Raw genomic sequence first — 25,650 nt, 5'->3', positions numbered from 1 at the left:
GGCTCGCGACATGGAATTCTAGGCTCGATGGGCGGCGGTACCAATTTATCTTACCCAGGGTACCAAGCCCGCTGACTGGCGGTACCAGATTCTGCTGATTGTTGGTACCGGAGAGGGTTACTACTCAGTTCTAGTCACAGCAAAAGCAAACGGAACATATCCGCAAACGGCGGGGGCACAGAACACGAATAGCTTTCGGAACGGTATCTCACAGAGGCCATCGGCCATCCCCGACGTGCACTAGAAAGCATCCGTCGTGTTTAGTGGCGTGCGCCTTCTCAACCAAAAACTCGCGTCCGCACTCAGCAATGCTCATTCCGCTCCGGAGGACCGGGCGTTCAAGTGCCGCGACATTCGAACGCCCGAGCACCAGCGCTCCCCTCCTCAATCACCCCATCTTCACGATAGAGCCGCGCGCTTGAGCGCGGGGGCCAATTTACGAAAGTTAACCGCAGACACGAGATTCGCAGCTTAAAAGACATAAGACGATATGCCGAAATCGCCGAAGCTGGGGTTTTTGGGGGCACGAACAAGGCCAACGGGCGCGTCAGCACTTGTTTTCCGCAGAAGACAATCGAATAGTACGCTGGCGAAGAAACCTTTGAAATCATTACTCCAAGTTTCGCGTTATTGCGCCATTTCGCAAATTGATCCGCCCAGCCCTTAACAAGATCTACGCTGTCTCTGCGCCCTCCTTTCCTTAACATACGTCATGATATTCTTCAGTACACTCCCCTTCTCATAACAGCCGCGCTCATCCTTCCTCAAGAAAAAGCGGGCTTCTACAGGTTCGTACATTTCAGGGTGCCTGATGCTTGGAACAACAAAGACTCTCGACTCGTTGATATCATTGCCAAAGAAATATGTCTTTTTCCACTGATCCTTCAATGATGCCACCACAAACATAGCGACTGGAGGGGCAAGAAGAAAACTGGCGATGAGGTAGCCCGGATACAGCGTCCCGTTCTCTGAGGACAGCCATGGAGATAGACAGAGGGACAGCACAATGCTCACAAGAGAAAAGATCTCCCCCACTGCTCGCACCTTGTCCGAGTTGCTCACCAAAGCAAAAGGCCCAATAAAGACAATCGCCAATCCCCATGTTATAACGAAGGGAATCCAAAACCAATTCTCTATAGCCAACAGAGAGGGAGGAAGCCGGGAGACGAAATCAAGCACAGGGCCATTTGAGTAACAAACTATCACCAACGTAATGCAGATTAAGGCTATTAATAGCAACACCAGTGAGAGTATCTCCAAAAGAATAAGCGAGATAAACTTCTGCACGATGCCCCACAATGTAGTGTATCTCCTAAGATCATTTATGAATAACAGCACAACCCCAACGCCGGAAAGGCTGAGAACCGCAAAAACCATAGACATGCGCACGAGCACGTAGAATGTCATCGAATCAGCCACCACAGGAATAGCATCAAAGAGGCCCTCCATCACCCCTAGGCACGGAACCGCCCCTCCCAATGCAAGGAAAATACAGATAGCACCCAAACGCCCAAGCGGCATCCGACGATGCTCGAGAAAAGTCATCTTATACGCCTGCTTCTCAGCGCAAGCCATGTAAATTGCTTCGGACAAACTCGAAAAGTTCGCCCTCTTTATGTACGAGCAGGGTGTACGCAGTCCCATAAAACTCCGATGGATATCAATCTGACAACAACTCCATAGAACTATAGCCGTCTTTGTTCATTAAGCCAGCAGCTGCCCTGTTTCTACCCCGCATTAACGCACCTCAGCGTAGCGGCGGATCACGTCTGACTAAAATCAAGACAATCCTCCTTCGCAGAATGTGGGCTACAAGGCTGCAGCGCCATCTCCCGAACTGGGCTTTTTCTCGTAGACGTCCCTGTACCGCAGCTCTTTCGGGTTGCGCATCGCCCGATCCAGCACGAACGCCGCTTTCTCCATCTTGTCGGCCGGCGGGTTCACCATCGCCCAGAACAGGTCCAGGTAGCCGTCAAGCATCGCGCGGTCGAAGCCCGAGTGCGAGTCGAGGAACAGCCGCAGCAGGCAGCACAGGCGATTGACCGCCGCCAGCGGGTTCTCCGAGTCGGGCAGGCGCTTGATGAGCTTGGAGTTGCTCCTCTCGCTGCGCAGCCCCAGCTCGCGGACCAGGCGGTTGTGGCCGTTCTCCGTGTCGTGGACGAGCGTCGAGCCGGGCGCCACGCAGCCCCCGAAGGCGGCCACGGTGCGCGCGCCGCTGGTCTTGCCGAGCCCCTCGTTGGCGAACACGGAGGCCCCGTGCCCGTCTGTCTGGCGTAGAGTAAAATACGGGATGGGGATGCTGACGAAAACCTGTTCCAAATCGAATTGGTTTGGAGGTAGGAATGTATTCAAGGGAAGAGAAGATCCGGGCAGTCGAGCTATTCATCAGATACGACCTCACCCCTGCATCGGTCATCCGCGAACTCGAATACCAAGCCACTTTTTCCTTTATGACGCGCCTAGTGGAGCGCATGGACACCATCGATGGCTATGTTCCCGGGGAGACGTCCGTTGCTTTCGCTGGAGTTCCATCCAATAATGAACTATTCAAAAAAATCGCACCGGGCTTCCCCCAGCGCTTTCCCAGCCGACATTTGACGATAGCGGTCAATTTACCGGCTACGCTGTAGGCCTTGCGACTGATATACCAATTTCCTCAGTTGAAACTGTTGAGTTGTATTTTCGCAATATTCTCAGTCTTCCTCTTAAGATTGCAAACATGAGCTCAATGTCTCAAACAGAGCGCGAAGCGGGGGCCGACTCCGTTCCCGAAGCTTTCCCTTCCCAAAAAAGCATATGTCTTGTCGACGGCACGCTCTTCGTCCGCATCGCGTAATCAACGGTATGCGCCCATCCCGCACAGCCCGGATAGACGCATACCGCCCAAAACCCATTCCGGAATCCCAGCAACTTCTCACACCAACAGGGCGATAGTCCCCATGTGCCACGACAGCAATCATATAATCTGATAGCGCGTCATTCTCCCATGCCACGATGGCAATTCTGGCGGTAGTAAGTCTTTTCGGATCGCCGATTGCCTGAAGAAAAAAGGCAACATATACTAACAATCATCAAAAAGAGGCTAGCGGTATTGGAGCGATACACGAGTGAAAAAGGAACTGATCATAATAGGGGCTGGCGGCTATGCGAAATCGGTGCTCGATTCGTTTGACCCACAGCAGTATGACTTTAAGGGCTTTCTGGATGAGCGCCCCGACAAAGAGGAACATTTTGGCTACCCGATCCTTGCCCATAGCCTGGAAGACATCCCCCATCCAGAGAACTTCAGCTTCTTCATCGCCATCGGAAGCGATCCAAAGCGAAAGATCTGGTTCGATAGGCTCAATGAGATCGGAGCGGATTTCGCCTCTGTCTGGGATTCCTCAGCTATTGTCTCCCCTTTGGCGAAAGTTGGCAAAGGCTGTTTTATCGGAAAAATGGCTATCGTGAATGCGGGCGTTGAAATCGGCGATAATGTCGTTATCAACACTATGGCGCTTGTGGAGCACGGCAGCAGCGTGGAGAGCCATGCGAACATTTCCACGAAAGCTGTCCTTAATGGAGATGTCCTCATCGGTGAGGGCACCTTTGTCGGTTCTGGCTCTGTAGTTATTGGGCAGCTCAGCATGGGAAGCTGGTCAATAGTCGGTGCCGGAGCGGTCGTCACCAAAGACGTCGAATCCGGGGTAACGGTTGCTGGCGTACCCGCACGAGTTGTTCGTCGAGAAGCGAGGTTCTGGTGAGTTCAACATACATCATTGCCGAGATAGGATGCAACCACAACGGCGACCCTAAGCTGGCGCGAAAAATGGTCTCAACTGCGCAGGAATGCGGAGTTGACGCGGTGAAGTTCCAGACCTTTTCCGCTGACGCTCTTATATCACGTTACGCCCCTAAAGCGGAATACCAAATTGTCACAACGGGCGATTCGGATTCGCAGCTTGAAATGACAAAGGCCCTTGAATTGGGGCACAAGGATTTGCTCGAGCTTGTTTCATTTGCGCGTTCCCTGGGCCTCGACGCATTTTCTACTGCCTTCGATTTAGGTTCTATGGATTTTTTGGCGCAACAGGAACAAAAGACCTGGAAGATACCCTCAGGAGAGATCACCAACCTACCGTATTTGCAACAATTGACTCAGATTCCAGTTGAACGCGTGCTGCTATCCACGGGAATGGCTACGCTGGACGAAATCAGCACTGCCCTAGAGGTGCTGACATCGGGAGGGATCGAGCAAGGCAGGATCGCGCTTCTTCATTGCAATACCGAATACCCAACGCCAGACTGCGATGTAAACCTCCTTGCAATCAGAGCCCTGCAAGACAAATATCCTGGACTTGAGATTGGGTTTTCCGATCATTCGGTAGGAGCCCTGGCTGCCGCCGCGGCCGTTGCACTTGGCGCCTCGGTAATCGAGAAGCATTTCACACTTGACAAGAACCTGCCCGGCCCAGATCACAAAGCATCCGCTACGCCTGAAGAGCTTACCGAGTTATGCCAAAACATCAGACGAATGGAGCTCATGAGGGGAAGCGCAGAGAAGAAGGTGACTCCTTCAGAAGCGAAAAATAAGATCGTCGCCAGAAAATCCATCGTTGCGTCCAAGCCGATTGCTCGAGGAGAGGCGTTCAGCGAAGACAACGTCACCTGCAAGCGTCCGGGCAACGGCATCAGCCCTATGTGCTGGAATGAACTTATGGGGATAACCGCAATGCGCGACTTTGAAGAAGACGAGCTGATTGTCGCGGAGGGATTTTCGTGGCAAGAATAGATTGCGAGTGTATGGCCGTAATTCCCGCTCGCTCAGGATCCAAGGGGCTGCCGGGAAAAAACATCAAGGAACTGTGCGGAAAGCCTCTACTGGCATGGACGATCGAAGCGGCGCTTGAGAGCAGCTGCTTCGACAAGGTGCTTGTCTCGACGGACTCCCTTGAGTACGGAGCCATTGCAAAAGCATGGGGGGCAGAAGTCGTCTACCGCGATCAGCGACTGGCAACCTCCTCTGCAACCACTTTCATGGTATTGGAAGACTTGCTGCGAAACAAAGTCTGCCCGTCGAAATTATTAACCCTTCTTCAACCCACATCACCTTTACGGACGTCTTCTCAGATTGCTGACGCAATGCGATTAATCACATTGAACTTCGCGCAATACGACTTTGTGGCCAGCGTATCCTTAGCCGAACATGCATCTCACCTGGTTCATCCCCTTGCCGCTGACGGAAGCCTGGCCTTTTTCGACATCGACTACTCGAACTATCGAAGACAAGACAGTGCGGAATACTCTCCAAATGGTGCCATATTCATTGCGAAGCCCGATAAATATCTTGCCCAGGGCCATTTTTTTGGCGAGAAATCTCTAGCATACATCATGGACAAAGAGTCATCAGTCGACGTTGACGACGATATCGATTTCGCCCTTGCCGAACTCTGCATGACTCGACGATTGATTGGACGATAAGGTGGATACGAGCACAAAAAGCAAGGTCGCATTTGCAACTGGCTCGAGGGCCGATTATGGAATTGTCCGGAGATACCTCAAGCTTCTCGACGACGACCCGGCGATAGATTTATCCATATTGGTTACCGGCGCCCTTCTTGAACAGGCCTACGGGCATCAGGTTGATATAGTGAAAGAAGACGGGTTTTCCATTGGCGTTGAAGTTCCCCTCGGAATTGATTCGCTTTCCGAGATCGGCGTCGCGCACTCTATGGCTAGGGCCCTTGAGGGTTTCTCGGCTCACTTTGCTGACAATAAGTACGATCTGCTCATTATCTTAGGCGATCGGTACGAGATGCTATCAGTTGCGACCGCAGCAGCCATGCAGCGCATTCCCATACTGCATATCCACGGAGGCGAAGCGACGTTCGCAAATTACGACGAGTTCATCCGTCACGCCATTACCAAAATGAGCCTCTATCACTTCACCGCCACGGAAGAATATCGCCGCAGAGTGATTCAGCTGGGGGAAGAGCCTGATCGCGTCTTTAACCTTGGAGCACTTGGTGCCGAAAATTGTCTTGCGGCAGATTTCGATAAGTCTCCCTCCCGCCCTCTTCCGCAGCGCGACTATTTTGTGGTTCTCTTTCATCCCGAAACCATGTCGACGGCAGACCCTCTTGCTCAGACTCAAGAACTACTCGGCGCTATCTCTGAACTCGAGGGCTATGACTACGTGTTTATTGGATCCAATGCGGACACACACTCAGACGTAGTTCGCGCGGCCGTACAGGACTTCGTTGCTTCGAACGACAACGCTCACTACTATGAGAATCTGAGAACCCGTGACTACCATCACTTGGTGCAGCATGCTCAAGCGCTTGTAGGAAATTCCTCCTCGGGTTTGATCGAGGCCCCCTCACTGGGCGTATGTACTATCAACATTGGGCACAGACAAGACGGCCGTGTGCGAGGAAAAAGCGTGCTGGACGTAAAGTGCCTCAAAGACGAGATCTCGATCGCTCTGAGGCAAGCAGGGTCGATGCCGGCGCCTGACCCCCTAGACAACCCCTACTATCAACCGCAGACAGCCGAAAAGTACCACGAGAAAACCTGCGAAATCCTGAACCGAGTAGCAAACGATGCGTCGATGACAAAAGTGTTCTGGGATATGCCAATGGAGGTCTTCATTGATCACAAGTAAAGAAGACTACAAGCGGTATGTTGCACAGGACATGAAGGCCCTTGGAGCAAAAACGCGTCACCCCCTCATCCAGACCGATAATTCCATGATTTGGCTCGTGGATCCAGTGGCTCGATACCAACGGTTGCTTCGTCGCCTTGAATATTGGGAGAACTGCAGGACATCCCCAGGATGGCTTCCTCTGAAAGTCCTACTTCGTTGGCGCTTTCAGAGGAAAAGCGCGCAATTAGGGTTTTCCATTCCCCTGAATGTGTGCGGGCCAGGCTTGTGCATTCTTCACTATGGCAGCATCGTGGTATCTCGCCATGCACGCATCGGCGAGAACTGTACATTAAATAGCGCTGTCAATATTGGCGTAAGCCCAACTTCGCCCGGCGCACCCCATATCAGCAATGGTGTCTACATCGGACCCGGAGCTAAACTTCGGAACGATATCACCATAGCTGACGGAGTAACGATTGGCGCAAATGCCTGCGTTAGCAAAAGCGTCACCGAAGAGGGCGCGGTTGTTGTTGGGACAAATAGAGTGCTCTAGATATATACCCTTCTATCTCCTCCCCTTAAGCGCAAGGATGCTCAAAGACAGGCAGCCTATTGCAAATGCAAGCGCCGACACAAGCGCATGAAACCCAAACGATTGCGCTACAAGAGCCAGGGCAAGTCCCGAAAAGCTCGATGCCATTCCAGGCAAGATATCGAAGCATTGCACTGAAATCTTATACCCGAAGGACTTACGCGCCGAAACCATCGTGGCGCCTTGCTCTATTACGCAAGCGCAAACCCAGACGGCGGTAATCAATATCAGGCTGCCACCCATGAGCACGACAATACCGAAAAGCGCAAGAGATGACACAAGCTTGAGCATCGCAATAAGCAGAGGGTCTCTAGCATTGCCCGTTGCCATAATCCCCTGCCTCGCAATAAGCGTAAGGGAACGAGACAGGCTAGCAACACAATAGAGTTGAAATATGGGAACGCATGGAAGCCATTTATCGGTCAAAAGAAGCGAAACGATATCCGAAGCAAATAGAATGCAGAAGGCCGTTGCCGGCGCAAGAAGAATCGAAGTGAATCGGGCCGCTTGACGCGTTGACGTCATAAATTCATCCCGGGCCCGATGCCGCTTCTCAGCGAAGCCAGCAAGGAGCACCGGTGTAAGCGCACCAGTTAACACCTCTGAAATAGCGAGTGGATATTTCTGACCCTGCGAGTAAAAACCCAACTGCGCTGGGCTAAATACTTTACCAATTGCCATGGTGTAAAGACTGCTGGCACTATTATTGAGAAGATCAGTGAGCATTACCTTGTAGCCAAAACTCAACAACTCGCGTGCTGAATCCCAGCTAAACTCAAAATACGGCCGCCATCTCACTAATGTTGCCGTAAATAGACACGTTGCCACAGCACTTAAGAGCTGTTGAACAACCAGACTCCAAAGCCCCAAACCACAATACGCAAGAACAAGCGCGACAACTCCCGCGAGCAGTTCGGCAGAGATGACCCCAATAAAAATTGGTTTCGTGTTAAGATCACGAGTTGTCTTTGCAACCTGTACGCTATTGAATGAAAGTGGAAAAAACTGCAGTGCAAGTACTATAAGAGGTAGTAACAAATCAGGCTGTGCGTAAAACGAGGCGATCGATGGGGAGAGCAAGGATAGGGCGATGAACGCTACCAGAGAAAAAGCCCCGCTTAGCCAAAAAGCCGTCGAGTAGTCAACCCTTTGGACATTCGGCATCCGCAAAAGCGAGGCGCCGAGCCCTCCTAGAATCAAAATATCGCTTAGCGAAACAAATACAAGCAAGATGGCGAGAAGGCCAAATTCCTCAGGCGCCAAAATGCGAGCCAGAACAATCTGGATCAAAAGGCGCAGCCCCTTAGCGCCACCTCTTTCAAGAAGCTTCCAGAAGAGGGCTGTTTTCATAGAACCCATCTTGTCTTTAAGCCTCCAATCTTTACCTGACTTGATTCAAAGCCCAGACACGAGAAGATCGAGCTTCCACATGCCCGTACACACTTGCCCCACCCCTCTGACGAATACCCTACGGTGCTCAGTCGACACGCGCGATGATCTCGCTCAGGAGGTCGCATTCGCACTTGTTGGCCATGATATAACCGCTCTCTCTCGCTTGAGAAAACGAGCATGGATCGCTCAAGTCGTCTATTACGACCTTCTTTTTATTGATATATCCCTGAAAAAGGACGGTCGAGCTCTTCGCAATGAGCATCTCGCTCCCCATGATGGACTGCTCAATGGGAACATCATCAAAGTCCTCGATCGTTTCCCCGCCAAACACCAGATTGAGATTATCCATATTGGTGTAGATGGGATGAGGACGAACACGATATGAAACCCCTAGATGATCAAGCGCCTTCTTTATCTCAATCATCTGCTCTCGCGTCTGATTCTGAAAGTAATACGTTGCGCCAACCATGTTAGAGCTATCGCCGCGATACAACAATCCCTCAGGAATGTCGACTTTGAACTGTGCAGATTCCGCCCTCATTCTCAAGCACAAGCCTTTATAGTACTCATCCCAAACGATGCACTCATCAAAGCTAAAGAAGGTGCGCGCCAAACCGTAAAGTATTTCTCCGTGCATGATATTGATATGCCGCACCGATCGCATACGACAATAGTGCGTAAGAATCGAAGATGTATAGGAATCTTCGCTTGTAGCAATAATCGCTTTCGCGCCTGATTTATCGATAATGTCGCAATATGCCATGATCTTCATTGCGCATTTTAAAACAAACAAGAAACTCAACGGATATCTAGCCCAGATGTCTCTTATTAGTTGTCGCTCACGCTTTGTCATCAACATGCCGTACTGCAAATCAGCATCAATTTCATCGTACCTGTCTCTCAGCGAGTTCGGCAGTCTATCAAGTATATGAGGCTGTCCGAGAAACACCGCAGAAGCACTCTCCGAAGAGCCACTCACCTCCGAATCATCGTCCCTGTGTTTGAACGCGACAAAATACACCAGAGGAACAAGGGCTGCCAAATTTGCCACCGAGCACAATGCCCGATACGTCAAAGAAGCGTATCTCTTTTTCTGGCATACATACTGAAAGTATGAGCGTTCGACCGCGTCTCTCGGCTCTGGAAAACTCTCGATAATCTTTCTCTGGGCCTCGGGCGAGTGAGCTTCCCGCCTATCCTCACCAAGCAACAAACGCATAGACAGACTCTTCAAACGAAGAAGGCTGACAAAAAGAGGGTTGGCCATTAGTCCCCCAGCTCTTCGCGCTTTCCTGTTTCCCCGAAATAACCCGGGAGCTCGAGCCACGATCCAAGCTCAACATCAAATGAGGCAGGATCAACGATGCAGTTCCCCCCCATGGGAATCCAAGTCAACTCACCGAACACGATCTTGCCCGACAGGTCATACAAGTCAACCCTTACGAACGGAAAATCCGCTGATAGCTTCCGAGCGATATCTACCATTTCCTCAAAAACAGCCGGCTTCGCCATCTTAATAGACGCGTCGCGAGGACGACCGAAATCAACCTCCAGAAGGTTCCAATCCATGTCGTACACGTTTCGCTTGATATCTGTGCCATGGGTTCCATCGATCTTGGTGGTTTCGAAATCGCACACGAATAGCTTCGGTTCACCATTGAAGCAGTAAATTCTCATATCGGGCGGAATGGAGCCATCTTCAAGAGATAAGAATTTCTCACAACAGATTTTGGGATTTCCGTTGTACACATATCCCTCTTCGAATGAGTTGACAGCATTAGCGGAAACCCGTTGCCATTGGGCGAGACGCCTAACGGCATCTTCCCTATCGAGCTTTGCTTTGTCAGGGCAGATAATATTAAAGCCGCTGCTTTGCGTAACTTTAAGCACAAACGCATCGGGAAGCTCATCGAAATCGATATCCTCAGGACTATCGTAAACGCCATAAAGCTCATTCAATATTTCTTCGCCGCGTGCTTCGCCCAACTTTTCAAGAATATATCCGCGCACGTCAACTTTATCGTAGCAGCGTTGCATCAAGGAAGTAAACAGTTTCCCATTGATCGACTTCAAGCAATATATCTTCTCAGAGAATGCTTGAGGATTCCTAAGATCGAGCCGTCGCCCAAATCGTATCCGATACAAAAGCTTTAAATACGCACCTTCGGGCAACACTTTGAAAGCACACCGTTTCCCAAATCTCAAAAATTCTTTCAAAGCGCCATCTGAACTCATCTCTTGTTCCTCCGATTCAATTTGTCCGCTCAAGTTTTAACAAGAACATACGCAAGAAACCCATCCAATGATACTGCTACCACGCGAAAAACAAGGCAAGCCTATCACCATTATCGCAATCGCGACACGCCCCGCGCCGTGAACCAGCTTTAATCAGCCAGTCGACAATACTTTCATGCTCTACTCCGACCAAGCACTCTCAATCTATTGCTTTTATCCCAAATATTCCAATCGCGGGAAAGCGCACCGCGATATCGCCCTCCACACAAAACTGGTATCACCATGCACATAAACAGCAGGTCGTAGGGGCCGAAAAAGGCAATTCCGTCGAATAGCATTCTGGCTATCGCGACTCCGATAATTCCAACAACAAACAATTCACCTCGCTTCACGAGCTGCCGTAGAAAAATGACGGAGCAGACCGTAATAACAACGAAGCCGATTGCGCCAAAATGAGCATGAAGCATCAAGAATGAATTATGGAGATTTCCTTGTTGGAATGCGATCCGCAGACTCATATCAGCCATCGTCGGTGCCCCTAGCAGCAAATTTCCAAAGGACGTCGACACGAGTCCGAAATACTCACTCCACATCTTTGCCCTTCCGCTTTCTAGCCCTTCCCGCTGAAACCGCTCCAAAAGAGAATCAATGAGACCAGAAAACAACTCTACCGCAAAAATAGCTATCAGAGCACAGGCTAGAGCAACAATGAGGAACTTCAAGAATGCCGGGCGATCCTCCAAGACAAGGTATGCAACAAACACGAAAGCCAATAGCAAAATGCTAATAGCAACCCCCGCACGGCCCACGCTATACAAACATGCAGGCACAGCAAGCAGGGCAGGAAGGAGATTAATTTTACGGAGCTGCCTCCAACGGTAATAATAAGCGAGCACGGCCAGAAGAATCACATTGCTGGAAATACCGTTTCGAGAACCACTTTTGAACACCTCCGTACTGTCGACCCCAATTGCGATCTGGACAAGAAGAAAGGCAACGACTGCATAGAATGCGATGGTAAAAGCCCTGTGATCCACTGACTGAAACAGCATTATGGCCACAGGTCCAGAGTAAGCCCAAACCCACAAAAAGTCCTCAAGAGAAGTATTTTGGTTGTACAGCATCGACACGAGCATTAGAAGCGAAACACATGATGCAAATCCGAAAATAACCCCAAAAAGAGGACTCGATCCCTCTTTCTCGCAGACATACAAAAGGCAAATTACGCCTATTGCCGCCACGAACGCATTTCCCATTAGATCGTTTACAAAAAGAACTTTAACGAAGAATTGCGCCAAAACGAAAAGACAGACGAGAGCAGATCCGCAACCGCCAACTATCGCCGCACTCTCCCTGTTAAACATCGAAACCCAGACTGTCGTAAGCGAGAAGCGCCGAGCATGCAAAGCCAACACCCTCCGCGCCCACGTACGGCCCCATGGGCAGACTCAGCACGGTGGCACACAAGCGCTCAGTGACTGAGCAGCCGCCGGGGGCGACGACGCAGGTACCCTCGAAGGCCCCCTGCTCGTGCATGGGCTTGGGGTAGTACACCATGGTGGGCACACCCCGCTCCTTGAGAGCATCTTGCAAAGCAGTGCGATCAACGCCTTTGGGCAGTTGCGCGGTGTACTGGGCCCATGAACTCGTATAGTCCTCGGGCACGCGCGGGAGCACGAGGCCGGAGCCTGCGAGCGCCTCGTCGTAGCGGCGAGCGACCTCGTTGACAGCAGCGATCTCCTCGCCGATAAACGCATCCATCTTGGCCAGCAGCACGGCGGCCTGAATGGTGTCAAGGCGGCTGTTCATGCCGATGCGCACGTTGTCGTACTTAAAGGTTCCCTTTCCGTGGACGGCATAGCTGCGGATAAGGGCTGCCCAATCATCGTCATCGGTGAACACCGCACCCCCATCGCCATAGCAACCGAGCGGCTTTGCGGGAAAAAAGCTCGTCGTGGAGATATCGCCAAATGAACACGCAAGCTCATCGCCAATAGCGCCACCGAAACCTTGCGCGCCGTCCTCCAGAAGTTTCAAACCATACTTCTCGCAAATCGGCTTGATGGCAGGATAATCCGCCGGCAGCCCGAACAGATCCACCGCCACCACGGCCACAGGCTTCAATGAACCGGCGTCGCGCACTGCAACAACCGCTTCCTCCAATTTGGCAGGATCAAGGTTGAAAGTGCGCTCATCGACATCAACGAACACCGGCGTCGCTCCAACGGCGGCCACTGCCTCGCCACTTGAGAAGAACGTGAAGTCCGGCACGAATACCGCATCCCCTGGCCCAACGCCCCAGGCCATGAGGGCAAGCTGCAGGGCATCGGTACCATTGGCACACGTAACGCAATGCTTCACGCCCACATACGCTGCCAAGCGCTCTTCCAATTCCCGAACCTGAGGACCGGAAATATAGCGCCCCTCTTCCACTACCGCAAGAATCGCCTCGTCAATTTGAGGCTTGAGCGCCCTATATTGCGCTCCCAAATCTCGAAACTGCATCAGGCATTCACTTCTTTCAAACCGCTATCGGTCTCGCAGTACATGCGACCGCATTCCCCGCACACCAGATCCTGGCCAAGGAGCTGTCCGCATTCGCAAACCCAGCCCTTACGCTTGGCGGGAACCCCCAGCATGAGCGCATGCGCAGGCACGTCGGTAACCACTACGGCCCCGGCGCCGATAAGCGCCCAGGATCCTATCTCGTGACCGCATACAATAGTGGCATTGGCGCCGATGGAAGCTCCTTCGCCAACTGGAGTGCGCCGATAGGCAGCACTCCCCTTCGGATATTTCGCTCGAGGAGTAAGATCGTTCGTGAAAACACAAGAAGGACCGCAAAACACGTAGTCGGCCAACTCGACACCCTCGTACACCGAAACGTTGTTCTGGATCTTCACGCCATCGCCAATCTTGACGTTGGAGGCAACATTCACGTTCTGGCCCAAACTGCAGTTGCAACCAATCTCCGCGCCACTCTGCACGTGACAGAAGTACCAGATCTTAGTCCCCTCGCCAATTTTGGCGCCCTCATCGACATAAGAGCTTTCGTGCACGAACACGCCGTCCACTAGAATTCACCCGCCATATCGGTGCTTGCGAAATCACTGAGGGGCAGCGCCACCGGCTCTCCGGTCTTCTGGCTCTTGTAAATGGCGAGAACCATCTCGAGCGCGTTGCGGCCGGCAACAGCGTCCACGTAGGGGGCGCGGTCATTCTGGATGGCGTCTACCATATCGGCATAGAGCAGCGTGTGCCCGTTGCCGTACACGTTGGAAGTCTGCTCCTCGAGTCCCTTGTTGGCAGCGTCCGCTTCGGTCTCGTCGGCGAAGTCCCACACGTCGATATTGTTGGTCGAAGTGCCGCCGATCTTTACTGTGCCGTTCTCGCCGAACACATAGAGCGTCTCTTCGAGGTTCTTCGGGTACACATTGCTCGTACCTTCGATGGTGCCCACTGCGCCATTAGCGAACTTGACCACGGCAACACCCACATCTTCGGCCTCAAGGTAGTCATGGAAGCGCTGGCGGGTTGCGCCGTACACCTCCACTACGTCCTCCCCCATCATCCAGCGGAGAAGGTCGATGCCGTGTATGCACTGATTCATCAGCGTGCCACCGTCCTGCTCCCACGTACCGCGCCAGGGAGCCTGATCGTAGTAGCCCTTACCGCGGTTCCAGCGCACATGGATGCTTCCGTGGGAAAGCTTCCCGAACCGATCGGCCTCGATAGCGTCGCGAAGCTGCTGGATAGCCACATTGAAGCGATTCTGATGGCAGGCGGAAACCTTCACGCCTTTTTCATCAGCACAGCGAATGATCTCGTCGGCATCGGCGATGGACATGGCCATAGGCTTCTCGATGATCAGATTCTTCCCCGCATCGATGCAGTCAAGCGCGATCGCGGCATGCTTGCCGCTCTCGGTGGCGATGGCGACCAGCTCGATCTCCGGATGCTCTTCGAGCATCTGATGGTAGTCGGCGTAGCGCTCGGCCTCAGGAAAATCCCCGCAGCCAGCTTTCTCCAGCATGATGTCGAACTTCGAGTCATCAATATCGCACAGCGCAACCAGATCGAGATCGTTATTCGCAACAGCTTTCACATGGTTGACCGCAATACGGCCGCACCCGATAATGGCACATTTCATTTTGCAATCTCCTGCCTTTGCCCAAACCAGACACATTTGCCTAGCTACAGCACCTCGATGTTGTCGCGAGCCTCGACGGCCTTCATGGCATTCTTCGTATCGAAAATGGCCTGGGCGTGCTTCTGCACGAAATCGTAATCTACATTGGTGTGGGCACAGGTCACCATGACCAGATCGGCGTTCTCGATCACATCATCGGTAAGCTCGGGGATAGACTGCTTCACCGCACCCTTGTAGCGGTACTCGGCCACCCACGGATCGTAGTAGATCACGTTCGCACCGCGGTTCTCCAGGCACTCGATGACGCGCAGGGCCGGGCTCTCACGATAATCGTCGATATCCTGCTTGTAGGCCACACCGAGCACCAGCACCTCAGCGCCCTTGAGGGATTTCTCGCTCTCATTCAGCACTCGAGCGGCACGGTCGACGCAGTACTCGGGCATCTGATCATTCACCATCATGGAGGACTCGATCATCGAAGTATGGAACCCGTACTCGCGCGCCTTCCAGGAAAGGTAGTAGGGGTCGAGCGGAATGCAGTGTCCGCCCAGGCCGGGACCCGGATAAAATGCGGTAAACCCATAGGGCTTCGTCTTGGCAGCATCGATAACTTCCCACACATCGATGCCCATGCGATCGCACAGCATGGCCATCTCGTTCACCAGACCGATATTCACATTGCGGTAGGTATTCTCCAGGATCTTCTCCATCTCGGCCACGGCCGGGCTCGACACCTTGGTCACGCCACCTTCGAGCACCGACTCATATAAAGCAGCGATGCAATCCAACGCATCCTCACCAATGGCGCCGACCACCTTGGGGGTGTTCTTAGTCTTGTAGATGAGGTTGCCCGGATCCACACGCTCGGGACTGAAGCCCAGGTAGAAGTCCTCACCGCAAGTCATACCCGAGCCCTCTTCCAAGATGGGGCGGATAAGTTCCTCGGTAGTACCCGGATAGGTGGTAGACTCCAGCACCACCATCACACCCTTTTTGAGGTAGGGCGCAATAGCCTTGGCGGAAGACTCCATATATGAGGTGTCGGGCTGCTGGTGCACGTCAAGCGGAGTGGGTACGCAGATAGCCACGAAGTCGCATTCACCGATACGGGAGAAATCAGTGGTAGCCTCGATCATATTATCGTTCACGAGCTGCTGCAGATCCTCGTTCACCACATCACCGATGTAGTTCTCGCCGCGATTGACCATGTCAACCTTCTCGGCCTGCACGTCGATGCCCACCGTCTTGAAGCCGGCCTTGGCCTTCTCCACGGCAAGGGGCAGGCCCACGTAGCCGAGACCCACGGTGCCGCACACCAAATCGCGAGAGGCGATCTTGTCCAACAACTCCTGCTTGTTCACTGTTCCTCCTTGGTAATGTCCTCAATGATCTCAATGAGGTGGTTCGTATGGCTGACAAAAGAGTATAACTCGGCAGTGCTGCGAGAATTCTCTCCCCACCGTTTCAACGAATCCTCGTCAGACAGCATCTGCGCAATTCGTCGAGCGAAATCCTCGGGCCCCGAAAACGACTCCTCGATGCCGCAATCGTATCTGTTGATCACCGAAAAATCGGAGGGCAGATTGGAGAGCACCGGACGGCCGCTAGCAAGATAGTCGAACAACTTGTTTTGGCTCATCCCGTACTTCGCAATCTCGTCCTCAGGCAACGAATACATCAGAAGCAAGGTCGCTCCATGCAGAGCCGCGGGAATATCGCGTTTGTCGATCGCCCCCGGGAGAGAAACGTTTGTCAGCCCCTCTTCCGATACCTTTTTACGCAAAAACTCCGCATCCTCGCCGTCTCCGTAGAAAATGAACCGGATCGGCTCTTCGCGAAGACATGCAGCCACGTCAACGAGGTACGCAACGTTGTTGATCTTCTGCATCGAGCCAGCGTATACAACGGTAGCCCCATCTGAAGCTATCTCAGACGGATCAACACCCCTTCTTGCAAGATTAGCATCGAAAGCCTCCAAGTCGACACCGTTGTTGATGTGGTGAACTTTGGCTAGATCAATCTTCCCGCCGTGATCTATATCCCAGCCGCGGTCTACAATATAACGTGAACCACCTTCCATAGAGAAAACAATGGCATCGGCATGCTCGTAATTCTTGCGTTCGAGCATGTACATGGCTTTTGCAATGGCCCCGCCACGCCCGATAATGCCGTACACCTCCAGCGACAACGGCCACAGATCGCACACCTCACAAATGCTGACCGCATGATATTTCCTTGCCAGACGGTTGGCCAGCCACGGAGACAGCGGATACCCGTTCGAACCGAGAATGACATCGGGCTTCCCAAACATCTCCGCAAAGGTGTCGGCATACTTGTTGAGACGCTTGTGAAATTCAAAGATAGCGAGAACGCGCTTCTTCATGCTCTCGCCGTAATCCTTGATACGGATGTAGACAAAAGGGAAGCCGTAAGAGTCGTCCACTTTAAACGGAGCATCGTCCTCTATCATCTGGAGAGCATTTCCCCGTTCCCGACTCGCCACAAAAACAACGGGATTATAACCACGCTCTTTCAGGTGTTTCGCAAACCAAAAATGGCGGTTATGCGGACCATGCTCGGGCAAGCAGATGTCCATCATGATCAGCCAGATCGTTTTCGCGGGCAATTATTCTCCTCGATTCGTTACGGCGCCTACCGTCGTGAGCATAATGCGCAGATCTCGCGGCAGACTGAATTTCTTTACATCCTGCAAATTGTATTCCATTTTCAGGGGCAAAATCTCTTCCACATAAACTTTATCCACGTCATCGGCCCCATTCAGCAGATCAGCTTCATCCTTGAACTGGATGCTCGCCGTGGAAGTAACACCCGCAGGTAGCAGCAGTGTCGCCATCATTTCGGGCGTGTAGCCCTCCACGTAGCGGGGCACTTCCGGGCGCGTGCCCACAAACGTCATAGTCCCCCGCAGAATGTCGATCAGCTGGCTGATCTCGTCAAGACGATAATCGCGGATTTTAGCGCCGACACGCGTCACCCGGGCGTCACCGCCTGTGGTCACCGCGCTCCCCATCTGGTCGGCTCGGTCGCACATAGTGCGAAACTTGAAGATACGGAATCGCTTCCCATACTGCGTGACACGTTCCTGCCGGTAGAAAACCGGTCCGGGCGAATCCAGCTTAACGGCAATGGCCAGAACCAGAAACGCAGGGCTAAGCAGAACCAGCAGAATGGTCGACAGAGCAACGTCGAAGCAGCGCTTGCCAACCAGCTGCACCCTCTTTTTGGCAAGCGCCTCGTAATAGGGCCGCACCCATTCGTTTCTCATTTCTTCGGGCAGCGCATCCCAAGCGACAAGCCTCACCGCACGCCCTCGACAATCTCCGCAAAAGACGAGGCAACATAGCGAGCCTCTTCGTCAGTGAGACACGTATGCAGGGGCAGCGTAATCTCATTGGCAAATCGGGCATAGGCATTCGGGTAGTCGGCAATATCGAACCCAAGATCTTTATAGGCCGTCATCATCGGCAGAGGCTTGTAATGGACGTTGGTAGCTACCCCGCATTCAGCCATCGCCTCGATGATCTCATTGCGCTGCTCGGGCGATATATGCGGCACGCGGCAAATATACAAGTGGCCCGAGGAGGTGTAATCGTCGCCATAGTGCGGAAGAGGCGCTACGCCGAGAGGGGTGAGGTAACTATCGTATAGGGAGATCAGCTCTTTGCGACGATCCAGCATTCCCTGATAGCGCTTCAATTGCACCAGTCCTAGCGCCGCTTGGATATCAGTCATATTGCACTTATACCAAGGACCGAGCACATCGTATTCCCAGGCTCCCAACTTCGTTTTAGCGAGTGCATCCTTTGATTGCCCATGCAGCGAGAGCAACTGCACCTTCCGATATATCCCCTCATCGGAGATCTCGCTCGGCAGGTTCCAGGTAAGGCAACCACCTTCCGCCGTCGTAAAGTTCTTGACCGCATGGAAGGAAAAGGACGTGAAATCGGCAATGGAGCCGATCATGCGCCCATGGTAGGTGGAACCCAACGCATGGGCGGCGTCCTCGCACACCGCCACCCGACCAAGAGTCTCTTGAATATCGGAGGCCGGATGAAACAAGTCGCGCTTAGCCTCAAGCGCCGCGAAAATGGTATCGTAATCGCACGGCACACCGCCCAAGTCAACGGGAATAACTGCCTTGGTTCGCTCGGTTATGGCATGAGCCATAGCATCATAGTCCATCTCGAGCGAATCGGAGGCACAGTCGACCATAACCGGCGTGGCACCAACGTGGCAGATAACCGAAGCGCTTGCCGTATATGTATATGCCGGCACGATCACTTCGTCTCCCGGCCCCACGCCAAGAACACGCAGCGCCATTTCCGCACAGGCTGTTTGGGAGTTAAGGCACACGCACCGCTTTACTCCCAAATACTCAGCCAGCTGTCGCTCGAGCTCCTTTACCCGGGGACCCGTTGTAATCCAACCCGAGCGAAGCGCCTCTGCCACCTCATCGATTTCTTCTTGCGTGATATCGGGAGGCGAAAACGGTATATTCATTTTGCTAGCCATAATGCCACTCCTGTACTATTGAAACTCGGGCGTGTAAGTGGGTACCGCTTTTTGGAGCACACGCTTTATTTCATCGCGCTCAAGCGGCAACGCAGCCCCGAGCTCATCCAACCGAACCCGTACGTCGGCTACTTCCGGACGCACGCCCTTGATAACCGTAATAGCTCCGTTGGCCGTAGGGACAGTCGGCTCGTCATCCATATTCAGCTCTTCGTACAATTTCTCGCCTGGACGCAACCCCGTTACCTTGATCTCGATATCCTCGCCCACCGTAAGGCCCGAAAGGCGAATCAGATTCTCTGCCAAATCGTAGATACGGACCGGCTCACCCATATCGAGAACGAAAATCTCACCACCCTCGGCGAGAGCTCCAGCCGTGATAACAAGCCGCGCGGCCTCCGGGATGGTCATGAAGTAGCGAGTGATATCTTGATGAGTCAGCGTAATGGGGCCGCCCGCCTTCAATTGGCGTTTGAACAAGGGGATGACCGAACCGTGCGAGCCCAACACATTGCCGAATCGCACCGAGGCAAGCACAGTCTTGGAAACCTGGGCATAGTGCTGCACGATCATTTCGCACATGCGCTTGGTGGCACCCATGACATTTGCCGGATTAACCGCTTTGTCGGTCGAGATGAGAATGAAGTGGGAACAACCGCGCTCATGAGCCATGCGCACTACATTCAGCGTGCCGAACACATTGTTCTCGATGGCCTCACGCGGATTCGACTCCATAAGGGGCACATGCTTGTGTGCTGCAGCGTGAAAAACAACATGCGGATTGTGGCGATCGAAAACCTCTTCTAAGGCTGGCATATGAGTAATGGAGCCTATTTCCGTAACGATCTCGATCCCGGCCTCTCGGGCCTTCCCTGCTATTTCATGATAGAGCTCGTAGACCGTGTTTTCGTAGATGTCGAAGAGTATGATCTTGGCCGGCTTAGCCGGAAGCAACTGACGCACAAGCTCGCTGCCAATAGAGCCTCCACCACCCGTAACGAGCACGGTAGCGCCCTTGAGATAGGTGCCGACAAGACCCTCGTCAAGGGCCACCTCTTCGCGTGCGAGAAGGTCGGACACCTCCACATCGCGAATGGGAACCTTACTGAGCTGCTCCTCGGGAATATCCTTTACTTTTTCCGGAAGAGTGAGTACCTTGCAGCCCGTCTCCATGCACAAATCGTACACGCGGCGCTTCTGCTTTTGCGTTCCTGAGGGAATGGCCACCACAATCTGCTCGATGGACTGTTGCTTGCAAATGCGCGGAATATCCCCACAGTCTCCGAGAACTTTCACACCATGAATGCGCCGACCGATTTTCCTTTTGCTGTCATCCACATAGCCAACGGGACAACCAACAATTTCATCGCTACCAGCAAGCATACGGCTGACAACAAGCGACCCGCTCTCGCCCGCACCCACAATAAGCGTGCGGGCCTGCCCCGGAGACTCGGCACCCAGGAAGGACCAGCTCCGTCCTTTAGAATTCACACGTATGGCAAAACGCGCCATGCCGCAAATCACCAGCAAAATCGCCCAAGCGCAAATGTACACGCGAAACGGCATGCGCGCATCGAATACAAGAGCACCGAGCACGTCGCCGATTACCGAGCCCACTGCAGTCGCAAGCACAATGCGCGCCGCGTCGTCCACGCTCGCATACTCCCAAAGGCTGTTGTACATGCGAAAGACACCGAATACAGCCACATTAACAAGAGAGAGCAGCGCCATCTGCCCCATAAAGAAAGGCGACGCCAGATCGATCTCTCCCGCTTTCGTGCCCCATGCAGCAATCAGAAATGCTACAACCGTCGCAGCGACATCGAGCACCACGAGTGGAAGCGACCTGACGAGGACACGCCTTATCCCTCGTCCCCTTATCAGCTTAGCTGTCACATCGCTTCCTCTCCCGAAAGAAGAACGATACCTACCACATTCGCTGACGCCAATTGCAGCTCTTCAAGGACACCACAGAGAGCGGGTTCCGAGTCTTTCCAGCAGACAGCCGTCACAATGGTTACGCTTGCTTCTTTCGCGACACGCGCTCCAACGATGCTCTTCTCTATCGAATCGCATGCCTCAATACGAATGCTAGAATCACCCATGTCGCCAGACGGCTCTTCACTCATGGCTTCCGAGATAGCCTCTTTGATTCCCATTTGCTTACCACCCGACACAGGTAGCAAGCAAATTGACTCAATGTGGCTTTTCGCAGCAAACTGAATATTCATCCACAGCCGCTTGCCCGCTTGTCGGTTATCCGATACCGCCCAAACCGGGAGATCGGTCACAGTCTCAATGTCTTTGCTGCTTTTCATTGGGCGTTTCACAGAGTCAACCAAAATCAAGGAGCAAACAACTAGAAACAGACCGCCAAGAACGCCAATGGTTAAGTACTTGACAAAAAGCGATACCATACCGCCCGCTTCAACTTTTGTCGCCGAAGATACCGAGAAGAAACATGAGCGCAAAGCAGCAGCCCTCTCATCGGCTGTTGCGCCCGCGTTTATGTAAGTACCCTCTTCGGTGAGAGGTTGGCTGCCCATCTCGTCTACAGCCTCCATGTATGCGGTGCCCTGTTCGACCAGGGCACTCTGCGCCGCATCCGCTGTCCTCTCTGCGAGACGATTTGCGACATCCAAAGACGCTTGCTCGCTAGGTGCCGCCACCTCAAACTTAATCGATTGAGTTGAAGAGTCGACTTCGGTTTTAACGGTAACTCCGCTATCGCCACCGCTCTCTAGCTCTGCTTGATCTTGCGCGAACACGTTTACAAGATTTGCAAGACTTGTCGAGCTCACCAAACCCGTAGGATCGATGACTGTGAGCGTGGAAGCGGCGGTGTGTACAGATCCATTGACCATGCCCAAAAGAGCGCCGGCGCCACCCGCCAGAACGCCACATATGATAGGAACCAGAACAACCCATCTAGAATAATGCTTGATCATGAGCCACAAATCTTGCAATGTCAAAACAGCCTCATTTCAGTATACGAAAAACATTCCAAGTATAAACGACTTCCCCATCAGCGCAAAGAGCCAGCCAAGCTCAAACAGGGAAACAATAATTTGTTCAACGAAAGGGTGACCCTGCAAAAGATTATGCGGCCAACAGGAAACGCGCGCACCTCGCATGACGCTCGCTTGCTTCGCAATTCAGCCTTTATGCATTTCTATACCTCACCGAGATTCCGTTAGCATGGGTCAATCTGCTTCTCTTCGACCAGTAATAGGCCAAAGAAATGAATAGAAAGAAGGATACATTCGTCATTGGCTCCATGGTGCCCACCATTAAGTAGGCACCAAAAAAGGAAGATAGAACTGCAACCGAAATATTATGCCGACACTTATAAAGCCTTATTGCCGTCAAACCAAGAAGACATAGCATTAGTATTAGGCCAATAAGACCCGATGTAAACAAGACATCTAAATAGATATTGTGCGTATGATAATAGTGAGCTTGATTGATAATCAGATACTCATTGCCCGAAACGCCATAGCCAAAAACAACATGCTGCCCATCGAGCAGAGTAAACGCAAGATCCCAGATTGGCGTGCGACCGGAAAAGGTAATGCTTTTTCCGAAAACGCCCGCTATAAAAGGGCCCATATGATTTTCGATCCTCACCACAACAACAAGCAAGAACAGTATGCCCGATCCCACTAGCATCGTTAGGCCATTGAAGAAACCCCGCATTCTCTTTTTTTGAATAACGAGAAGGGAGGCTACAAGAAAAAGCATGGCTAGCGAGGTTGTTGCGGATCCGGAGAGAAGGGTCTGCGCAATCACAACAACAAACACCATGAGGGAGCGCAAAGAAAACCTTTTGCGGAACGCGTAATCTAAAAGCAAAGAGCACGCTAGAGAAAGAAAACTGATCTGATAAGCAGCATTCCTGTTGTCATAAAAATAAAACTCAGCCGCATAAACGCCCCCCGGAAACAACACCATGGAGACAACGTTGCATACAGACAGACCGCAGGCGGCAAGAAGGACACCAGCCAATAATTCCTTTGGGCGTCGGTGAACTAGCATCGATACAAGCATCACCACCGCCACATACGCTAACCAATTATGAGCCCACAATTCTTTGCTACCCTCGTATAGTAGCGTGGGTAAAAGAGCAGCCAGAACAAGGGCGAGAGTAATTAGGACAAAGGCGTCTCTAGACCCATCGCGCGAAAAGAAATAGAAGGAGCCAATAAACAAGATAATAATCCATCGCACCACCTCAAATCCCTCCAGGAACAATCCACCTTGCCAGTAATAGAGGAAGGTCGAATTCGAAGGAATGAGGAAAAGAGCGGCCAACGCGACAAGAGTTGTCAGTAGAATACCGTTTGCACGGAGGATCGCATCGATCACAAAAGCGCGTGCTTCGCATAACTCCAATCTGCCCACCCTTATGCCTTTCATAGACTATTGGCCTGTATCAGCGGCTATTGTAGCATCCCCTCTTCATGTTCATCCAACGACTTATATTGCCCGAGAACGGCCAGTGACAGATGGCATGGCAAAGGCATAAGACTTTCTGCTAAGATCGCATCATGGTCTTTTCCAGCACGATATTCCTGTTCGCATTTCTGCCGCTGTTCTTGGCGGTTTACTTCGCCATGCCGTGGCGGCCGGCGAAGAACGTGGTCCTGCTGCTGTTCTCGCTTTTGTTCTACGCTTGGGGCGAGCCGGTGTACGTGTGGCTCATGGTGGCCTCCATCTGCTTCAACTGGCTGTTCGCCTTCATTATCGGCAAGTGCGGCGAGGGCAAGACGGCACCGAAGCGGTTCTGGCTCGTGGCGGCGCTCGCGGCCAACCTGCTCGTGCTCGGGTTCTACAAGTACCAGGGCTTTCTGGCCGAGAACATCAACCGCGCCATCGGCGAGGAGTTCATCGCCGAGTTGAACCTGGCGCTGCCTATCGGCATCTCGTTCTTCACCCTGCAGGCCATCACCTACGTGGTGGATGTCTATCGCGGCGAGGTGAAGGTGCAAAAGAACCCGCTGTACCTCGGCATGTACATCGCCATGTTCCCGCAGCTGGTGGCTGGCCCCATCGTGCGCTACGCCGACATCGAGCACGAGATCGATAACCGCCGCGCCACGCTGGAGGGCTTCGCTCAGGGCCTGCGGCTGTTCTGCGTGGGCTTGGGCAAGAAGGTGCTGCTCGCCAACACCGCCGGCGTGCTGGCCGACTCGCTGCTGCCCCGCGAGGCGGCCGAGATCGGCTTTATCGGCTGCTTCTCGGGCGTGGCCGCCTACACCTTCCAGATTTACTTCGACTTCTCCGGCTACTCGGACATGGCTATCGGCCTTGGCAAGATGATGGGCTTCGAGTACCCGCGCAACTTCAACTACCCCTACACGTCGAAGTCGGCCACGGAGTTTTGGCGCCGCTGGCACATGTCGCTCGGCGGCTTCTTCCGCGACTACGTGTACATCCCGCTCGGCGGCAACCGCGTGAGCACGCCGCGCTTCGTGCTGAACACCATGATCGTGTGGGGCCTGACGGGCATCTGGCACGGCGCCGCGTGGAACTTCCTTCTGTGGGGCCTGTACTGGGGCGTGCTCATCCTGCTGGAGAAGTTCTTCGTCATGAGGGCGCTCGATAGGCTGCCGCGGTTCGTGAGCCATATCTGGTGCGTCGTGCTGTTCTTCTTCGGGTGGCTCCTGTTCGCCGTGACGGGGCTTTCGAACGTGGGGGAGTGGTTCTGCGCCATGTTCGGCGCCTACGGGTGGCTGGGCACCTCCACGCTCTGGGAGCTGCAGTCTTGGAGTTACGTGAGCCTCGTGCCCATCTTTATCGTGGGTTCGCTGCCATGGGCGCCGTGGCTGCGCAAGAAGATCCAGGCCTGGGCCGAGGGCGACCCGCATCGCGCCATCGTCGCCGCCCCGCAGAAGGGCAACACCGCCGTGCCGCCCTGCCAGGTGGTCTGCGAGGGCCCCGTGCCCGCTGGCCGCGCCCGCGCCGTGACCGCCGTGAACGTGCTCGCCGACGTGGCCCTTCTGGCCGTCTTCGTCCTGAGCTGCATGTCGGTGGTCTCCAGCTCGTACAACCCGTTGATTTACTTCCAGTTTTAGATCTTTTGAATCCCCCACAACGCAGAAAAGATGCACTCATGAACGATCC

The 25,650-nt window shown here is 53.1% G+C and carries 23 protein-coding genes; 7 read left to right on the top strand and 16 right to left on the bottom strand.

The features are described 5' to 3' along the window. Nucleotides 1–663: 663 nt before the first annotated feature. Nucleotides 664–1,545, bottom strand: a complete 882-nt coding sequence (locus tag GO707_RS08345; RefSeq protein WP_157012771.1) for a hypothetical protein — start codon at nt 1,543–1,545, stop codon at nt 664–666. Between the two features lie 264 nt (nt 1,546–1,809). Continuing rightward, a complete protein-coding gene (locus GO707_RS08340; RefSeq protein ID WP_157012770.1) occupies nt 1,810–2,319 on the bottom strand; it encodes a hypothetical protein in 510 nt (169 codons plus the stop codon). Nucleotides 2,320–2,342: 23 nt separating this feature from the next. On the opposite strand from GO707_RS08340, the gene GO707_RS08335 reads away from it, so the two are divergent. The 6 genes from GO707_RS08335 (at nt 2,343) to GO707_RS12895 (ending at nt 7,178) form a co-directional block, all read left to right on the top strand. Next, on the top strand, nt 2,343–2,630 hold the full coding sequence (locus GO707_RS08335) for a hypothetical protein (protein WP_157012769.1): 288 nt from the start codon (nt 2,343–2,345) through the stop codon (nt 2,628–2,630). Nucleotides 2,631–3,107: 477 nt separating this feature from the next. Then, complete coding sequence (locus GO707_RS08330) at nt 3,108–3,743, top strand: acetyltransferase (RefSeq protein WP_198161054.1); 636 nt, start codon at nt 3,108–3,110, stop codon at nt 3,741–3,743. After that, nucleotides 3,740–4,771 carry an N-acetylneuraminate synthase gene (neuB, locus tag GO707_RS08325; protein WP_237975117.1) on the top strand — a complete coding sequence of 344 codons (1,032 nt, stop codon included), beginning with the start codon at nt 3,740–3,742 and terminating at the stop codon, nt 4,769–4,771. Before GO707_RS08330 ends, neuB begins: the two co-directional genes overlap by 4 nt. A gap of 11 nt (nt 4,772–4,782) precedes the next feature. Beyond that, nucleotides 4,783–5,460 carry an acylneuraminate cytidylyltransferase family protein gene (locus GO707_RS08320; RefSeq protein ID WP_157012767.1) on the top strand — a complete coding sequence of 226 codons (678 nt, stop codon included), beginning with the start codon at nt 4,783–4,785 and terminating at the stop codon, nt 5,458–5,460. Further along, nucleotides 5,450–6,643 carry a UDP-N-acetylglucosamine 2-epimerase gene (gene neuC, locus GO707_RS08315; protein WP_157012766.1) on the top strand — a complete coding sequence of 398 codons (1,194 nt, stop codon included), beginning with the start codon at nt 5,450–5,452 and terminating at the stop codon, nt 6,641–6,643. The genes GO707_RS08320 and neuC overlap by 11 nt, the downstream gene beginning before the upstream one ends. 31 nt (nt 6,644–6,674) lie before the next feature. Then, nucleotides 6,675–7,178 carry an LbetaH domain-containing protein gene (locus tag GO707_RS12895; protein ID WP_418655109.1) on the top strand — a complete coding sequence of 168 codons (504 nt, stop codon included), beginning with the start codon at nt 6,675–6,677 and terminating at the stop codon, nt 7,176–7,178. A 12-nt stretch (nt 7,179–7,190) separates the two neighbouring features. Here the strand turns inward: GO707_RS12895 and GO707_RS08305 are convergent, their stop codons facing one another. The 14 genes from GO707_RS08305 to GO707_RS08240 all read right to left on the bottom strand — a co-directional run bounded on the left by GO707_RS08305 (nt 7,191) and on the right by GO707_RS08240 (nt 23,928). Continuing rightward, entirely contained in the window at nt 7,191–8,567 is a 1,377-nt protein-coding gene (locus tag GO707_RS08305) for a lipopolysaccharide biosynthesis protein (RefSeq protein ID WP_198161053.1), read from the bottom strand. Nucleotides 8,568–8,694: 127 nt separating this feature from the next. Continuing rightward, nucleotides 8,695–9,876: a hypothetical protein gene (locus tag GO707_RS08300; protein WP_157012763.1), complete on the bottom strand. Its 1,182-nt coding sequence runs from the start codon at nt 9,874–9,876 to the stop codon at nt 8,695–8,697. Further along, a complete protein-coding gene (locus tag GO707_RS08295) occupies nt 9,876–10,844 on the bottom strand; it encodes an ATP-grasp fold amidoligase family protein (RefSeq protein ID WP_157012762.1) in 969 nt (322 codons plus the stop codon). The genes GO707_RS08300 and GO707_RS08295 overlap by 1 nt, the downstream gene beginning before the upstream one ends. A gap of 173 nt (nt 10,845–11,017) precedes the next feature. Continuing rightward, nucleotides 11,018–12,100: a hypothetical protein gene (locus tag GO707_RS08290; RefSeq protein ID WP_157012761.1), complete on the bottom strand. Its 1,083-nt coding sequence runs from the start codon at nt 12,098–12,100 to the stop codon at nt 11,018–11,020. A 100-nt stretch (nt 12,101–12,200) separates the two neighbouring features. Continuing rightward, nucleotides 12,201–13,349, bottom strand: a complete 1,149-nt coding sequence (locus tag GO707_RS08285; RefSeq protein ID WP_157012760.1) for a DegT/DnrJ/EryC1/StrS family aminotransferase — start codon at nt 13,347–13,349, stop codon at nt 12,201–12,203. Further along, complete coding sequence (locus tag GO707_RS12760) at nt 13,349–13,918, bottom strand: acyltransferase (RefSeq protein WP_302403766.1); 570 nt, start codon at nt 13,916–13,918, stop codon at nt 13,349–13,351. The genes GO707_RS08285 and GO707_RS12760 overlap by 1 nt, the downstream gene beginning before the upstream one ends. Continuing rightward, complete coding sequence (locus GO707_RS08275) at nt 13,918–14,994, bottom strand: Gfo/Idh/MocA family protein (protein WP_157012759.1); 1,077 nt, start codon at nt 14,992–14,994, stop codon at nt 13,918–13,920. Before GO707_RS08275 ends, GO707_RS12760 begins: the two co-directional genes overlap by 1 nt. 44 nt (nt 14,995–15,038) lie before the next feature. Beyond that, the gene (locus GO707_RS08270) at nt 15,039–16,355 is read right to left on the bottom strand and encodes a nucleotide sugar dehydrogenase (RefSeq protein ID WP_302403767.1); all 1,317 of its coding nucleotides are present in this window, start codon (nt 16,353–16,355) and stop codon (nt 15,039–15,041) included. Beyond that, on the bottom strand, nt 16,352–17,620 hold the full coding sequence (locus GO707_RS08265; protein WP_157012758.1) for a glycosyltransferase family 4 protein: 1,269 nt from the start codon (nt 17,618–17,620) through the stop codon (nt 16,352–16,354). Before GO707_RS08265 ends, GO707_RS08270 begins: the two co-directional genes overlap by 4 nt. Further along, on the bottom strand, nt 17,621–18,316 hold the full coding sequence (locus GO707_RS08260; protein WP_198161052.1) for a sugar transferase: 696 nt from the start codon (nt 18,314–18,316) through the stop codon (nt 17,621–17,623). Further along, the gene (locus GO707_RS08255; protein WP_198161051.1) at nt 18,313–19,527 is read right to left on the bottom strand and encodes a DegT/DnrJ/EryC1/StrS family aminotransferase; all 1,215 of its coding nucleotides are present in this window, start codon (nt 19,525–19,527) and stop codon (nt 18,313–18,315) included. The genes GO707_RS08260 and GO707_RS08255 overlap by 4 nt, the downstream gene beginning before the upstream one ends. A gap of 15 nt (nt 19,528–19,542) precedes the next feature. Beyond that, the gene (locus GO707_RS08250) at nt 19,543–21,423 is read right to left on the bottom strand and encodes a polysaccharide biosynthesis protein (RefSeq protein ID WP_335878772.1); all 1,881 of its coding nucleotides are present in this window, start codon (nt 21,421–21,423) and stop codon (nt 19,543–19,545) included. Continuing rightward, complete coding sequence (locus tag GO707_RS08245; RefSeq protein ID WP_157012757.1) at nt 21,420–22,499, bottom strand: hypothetical protein; 1,080 nt, start codon at nt 22,497–22,499, stop codon at nt 21,420–21,422. The genes GO707_RS08250 and GO707_RS08245 overlap by 4 nt, the downstream gene beginning before the upstream one ends. Before the next feature lie 190 nt (nt 22,500–22,689). Next, nucleotides 22,690–23,928, bottom strand: a complete 1,239-nt coding sequence (locus tag GO707_RS08240) for an O-antigen ligase family protein (protein WP_198161050.1) — start codon at nt 23,926–23,928, stop codon at nt 22,690–22,692. Nucleotides 23,929–24,074: 146 nt separating this feature from the next. Here GO707_RS08240 and GO707_RS08235 point away from each other — a divergent pair, with 146 nt between their 5' ends. Beyond that, the gene (locus tag GO707_RS08235) at nt 24,075–25,601 is read left to right on the top strand and encodes an MBOAT family O-acyltransferase (RefSeq protein ID WP_157012755.1); all 1,527 of its coding nucleotides are present in this window, start codon (nt 24,075–24,077) and stop codon (nt 25,599–25,601) included. The last annotated feature ends 49 nt before the right edge of the window (nt 25,602–25,650 follow it).

The sequence above is a fragment of the Adlercreutzia rubneri genome (assembly GCF_009755265.1).
Lineage (GTDB): Bacteria > Actinomycetota > Coriobacteriia > Coriobacteriales > Eggerthellaceae > Adlercreutzia > Adlercreutzia rubneri.
Note: the sequence above shows the minus strand (reverse complement) of the source record. Positions and strands in the feature narration are given on the sequence as shown.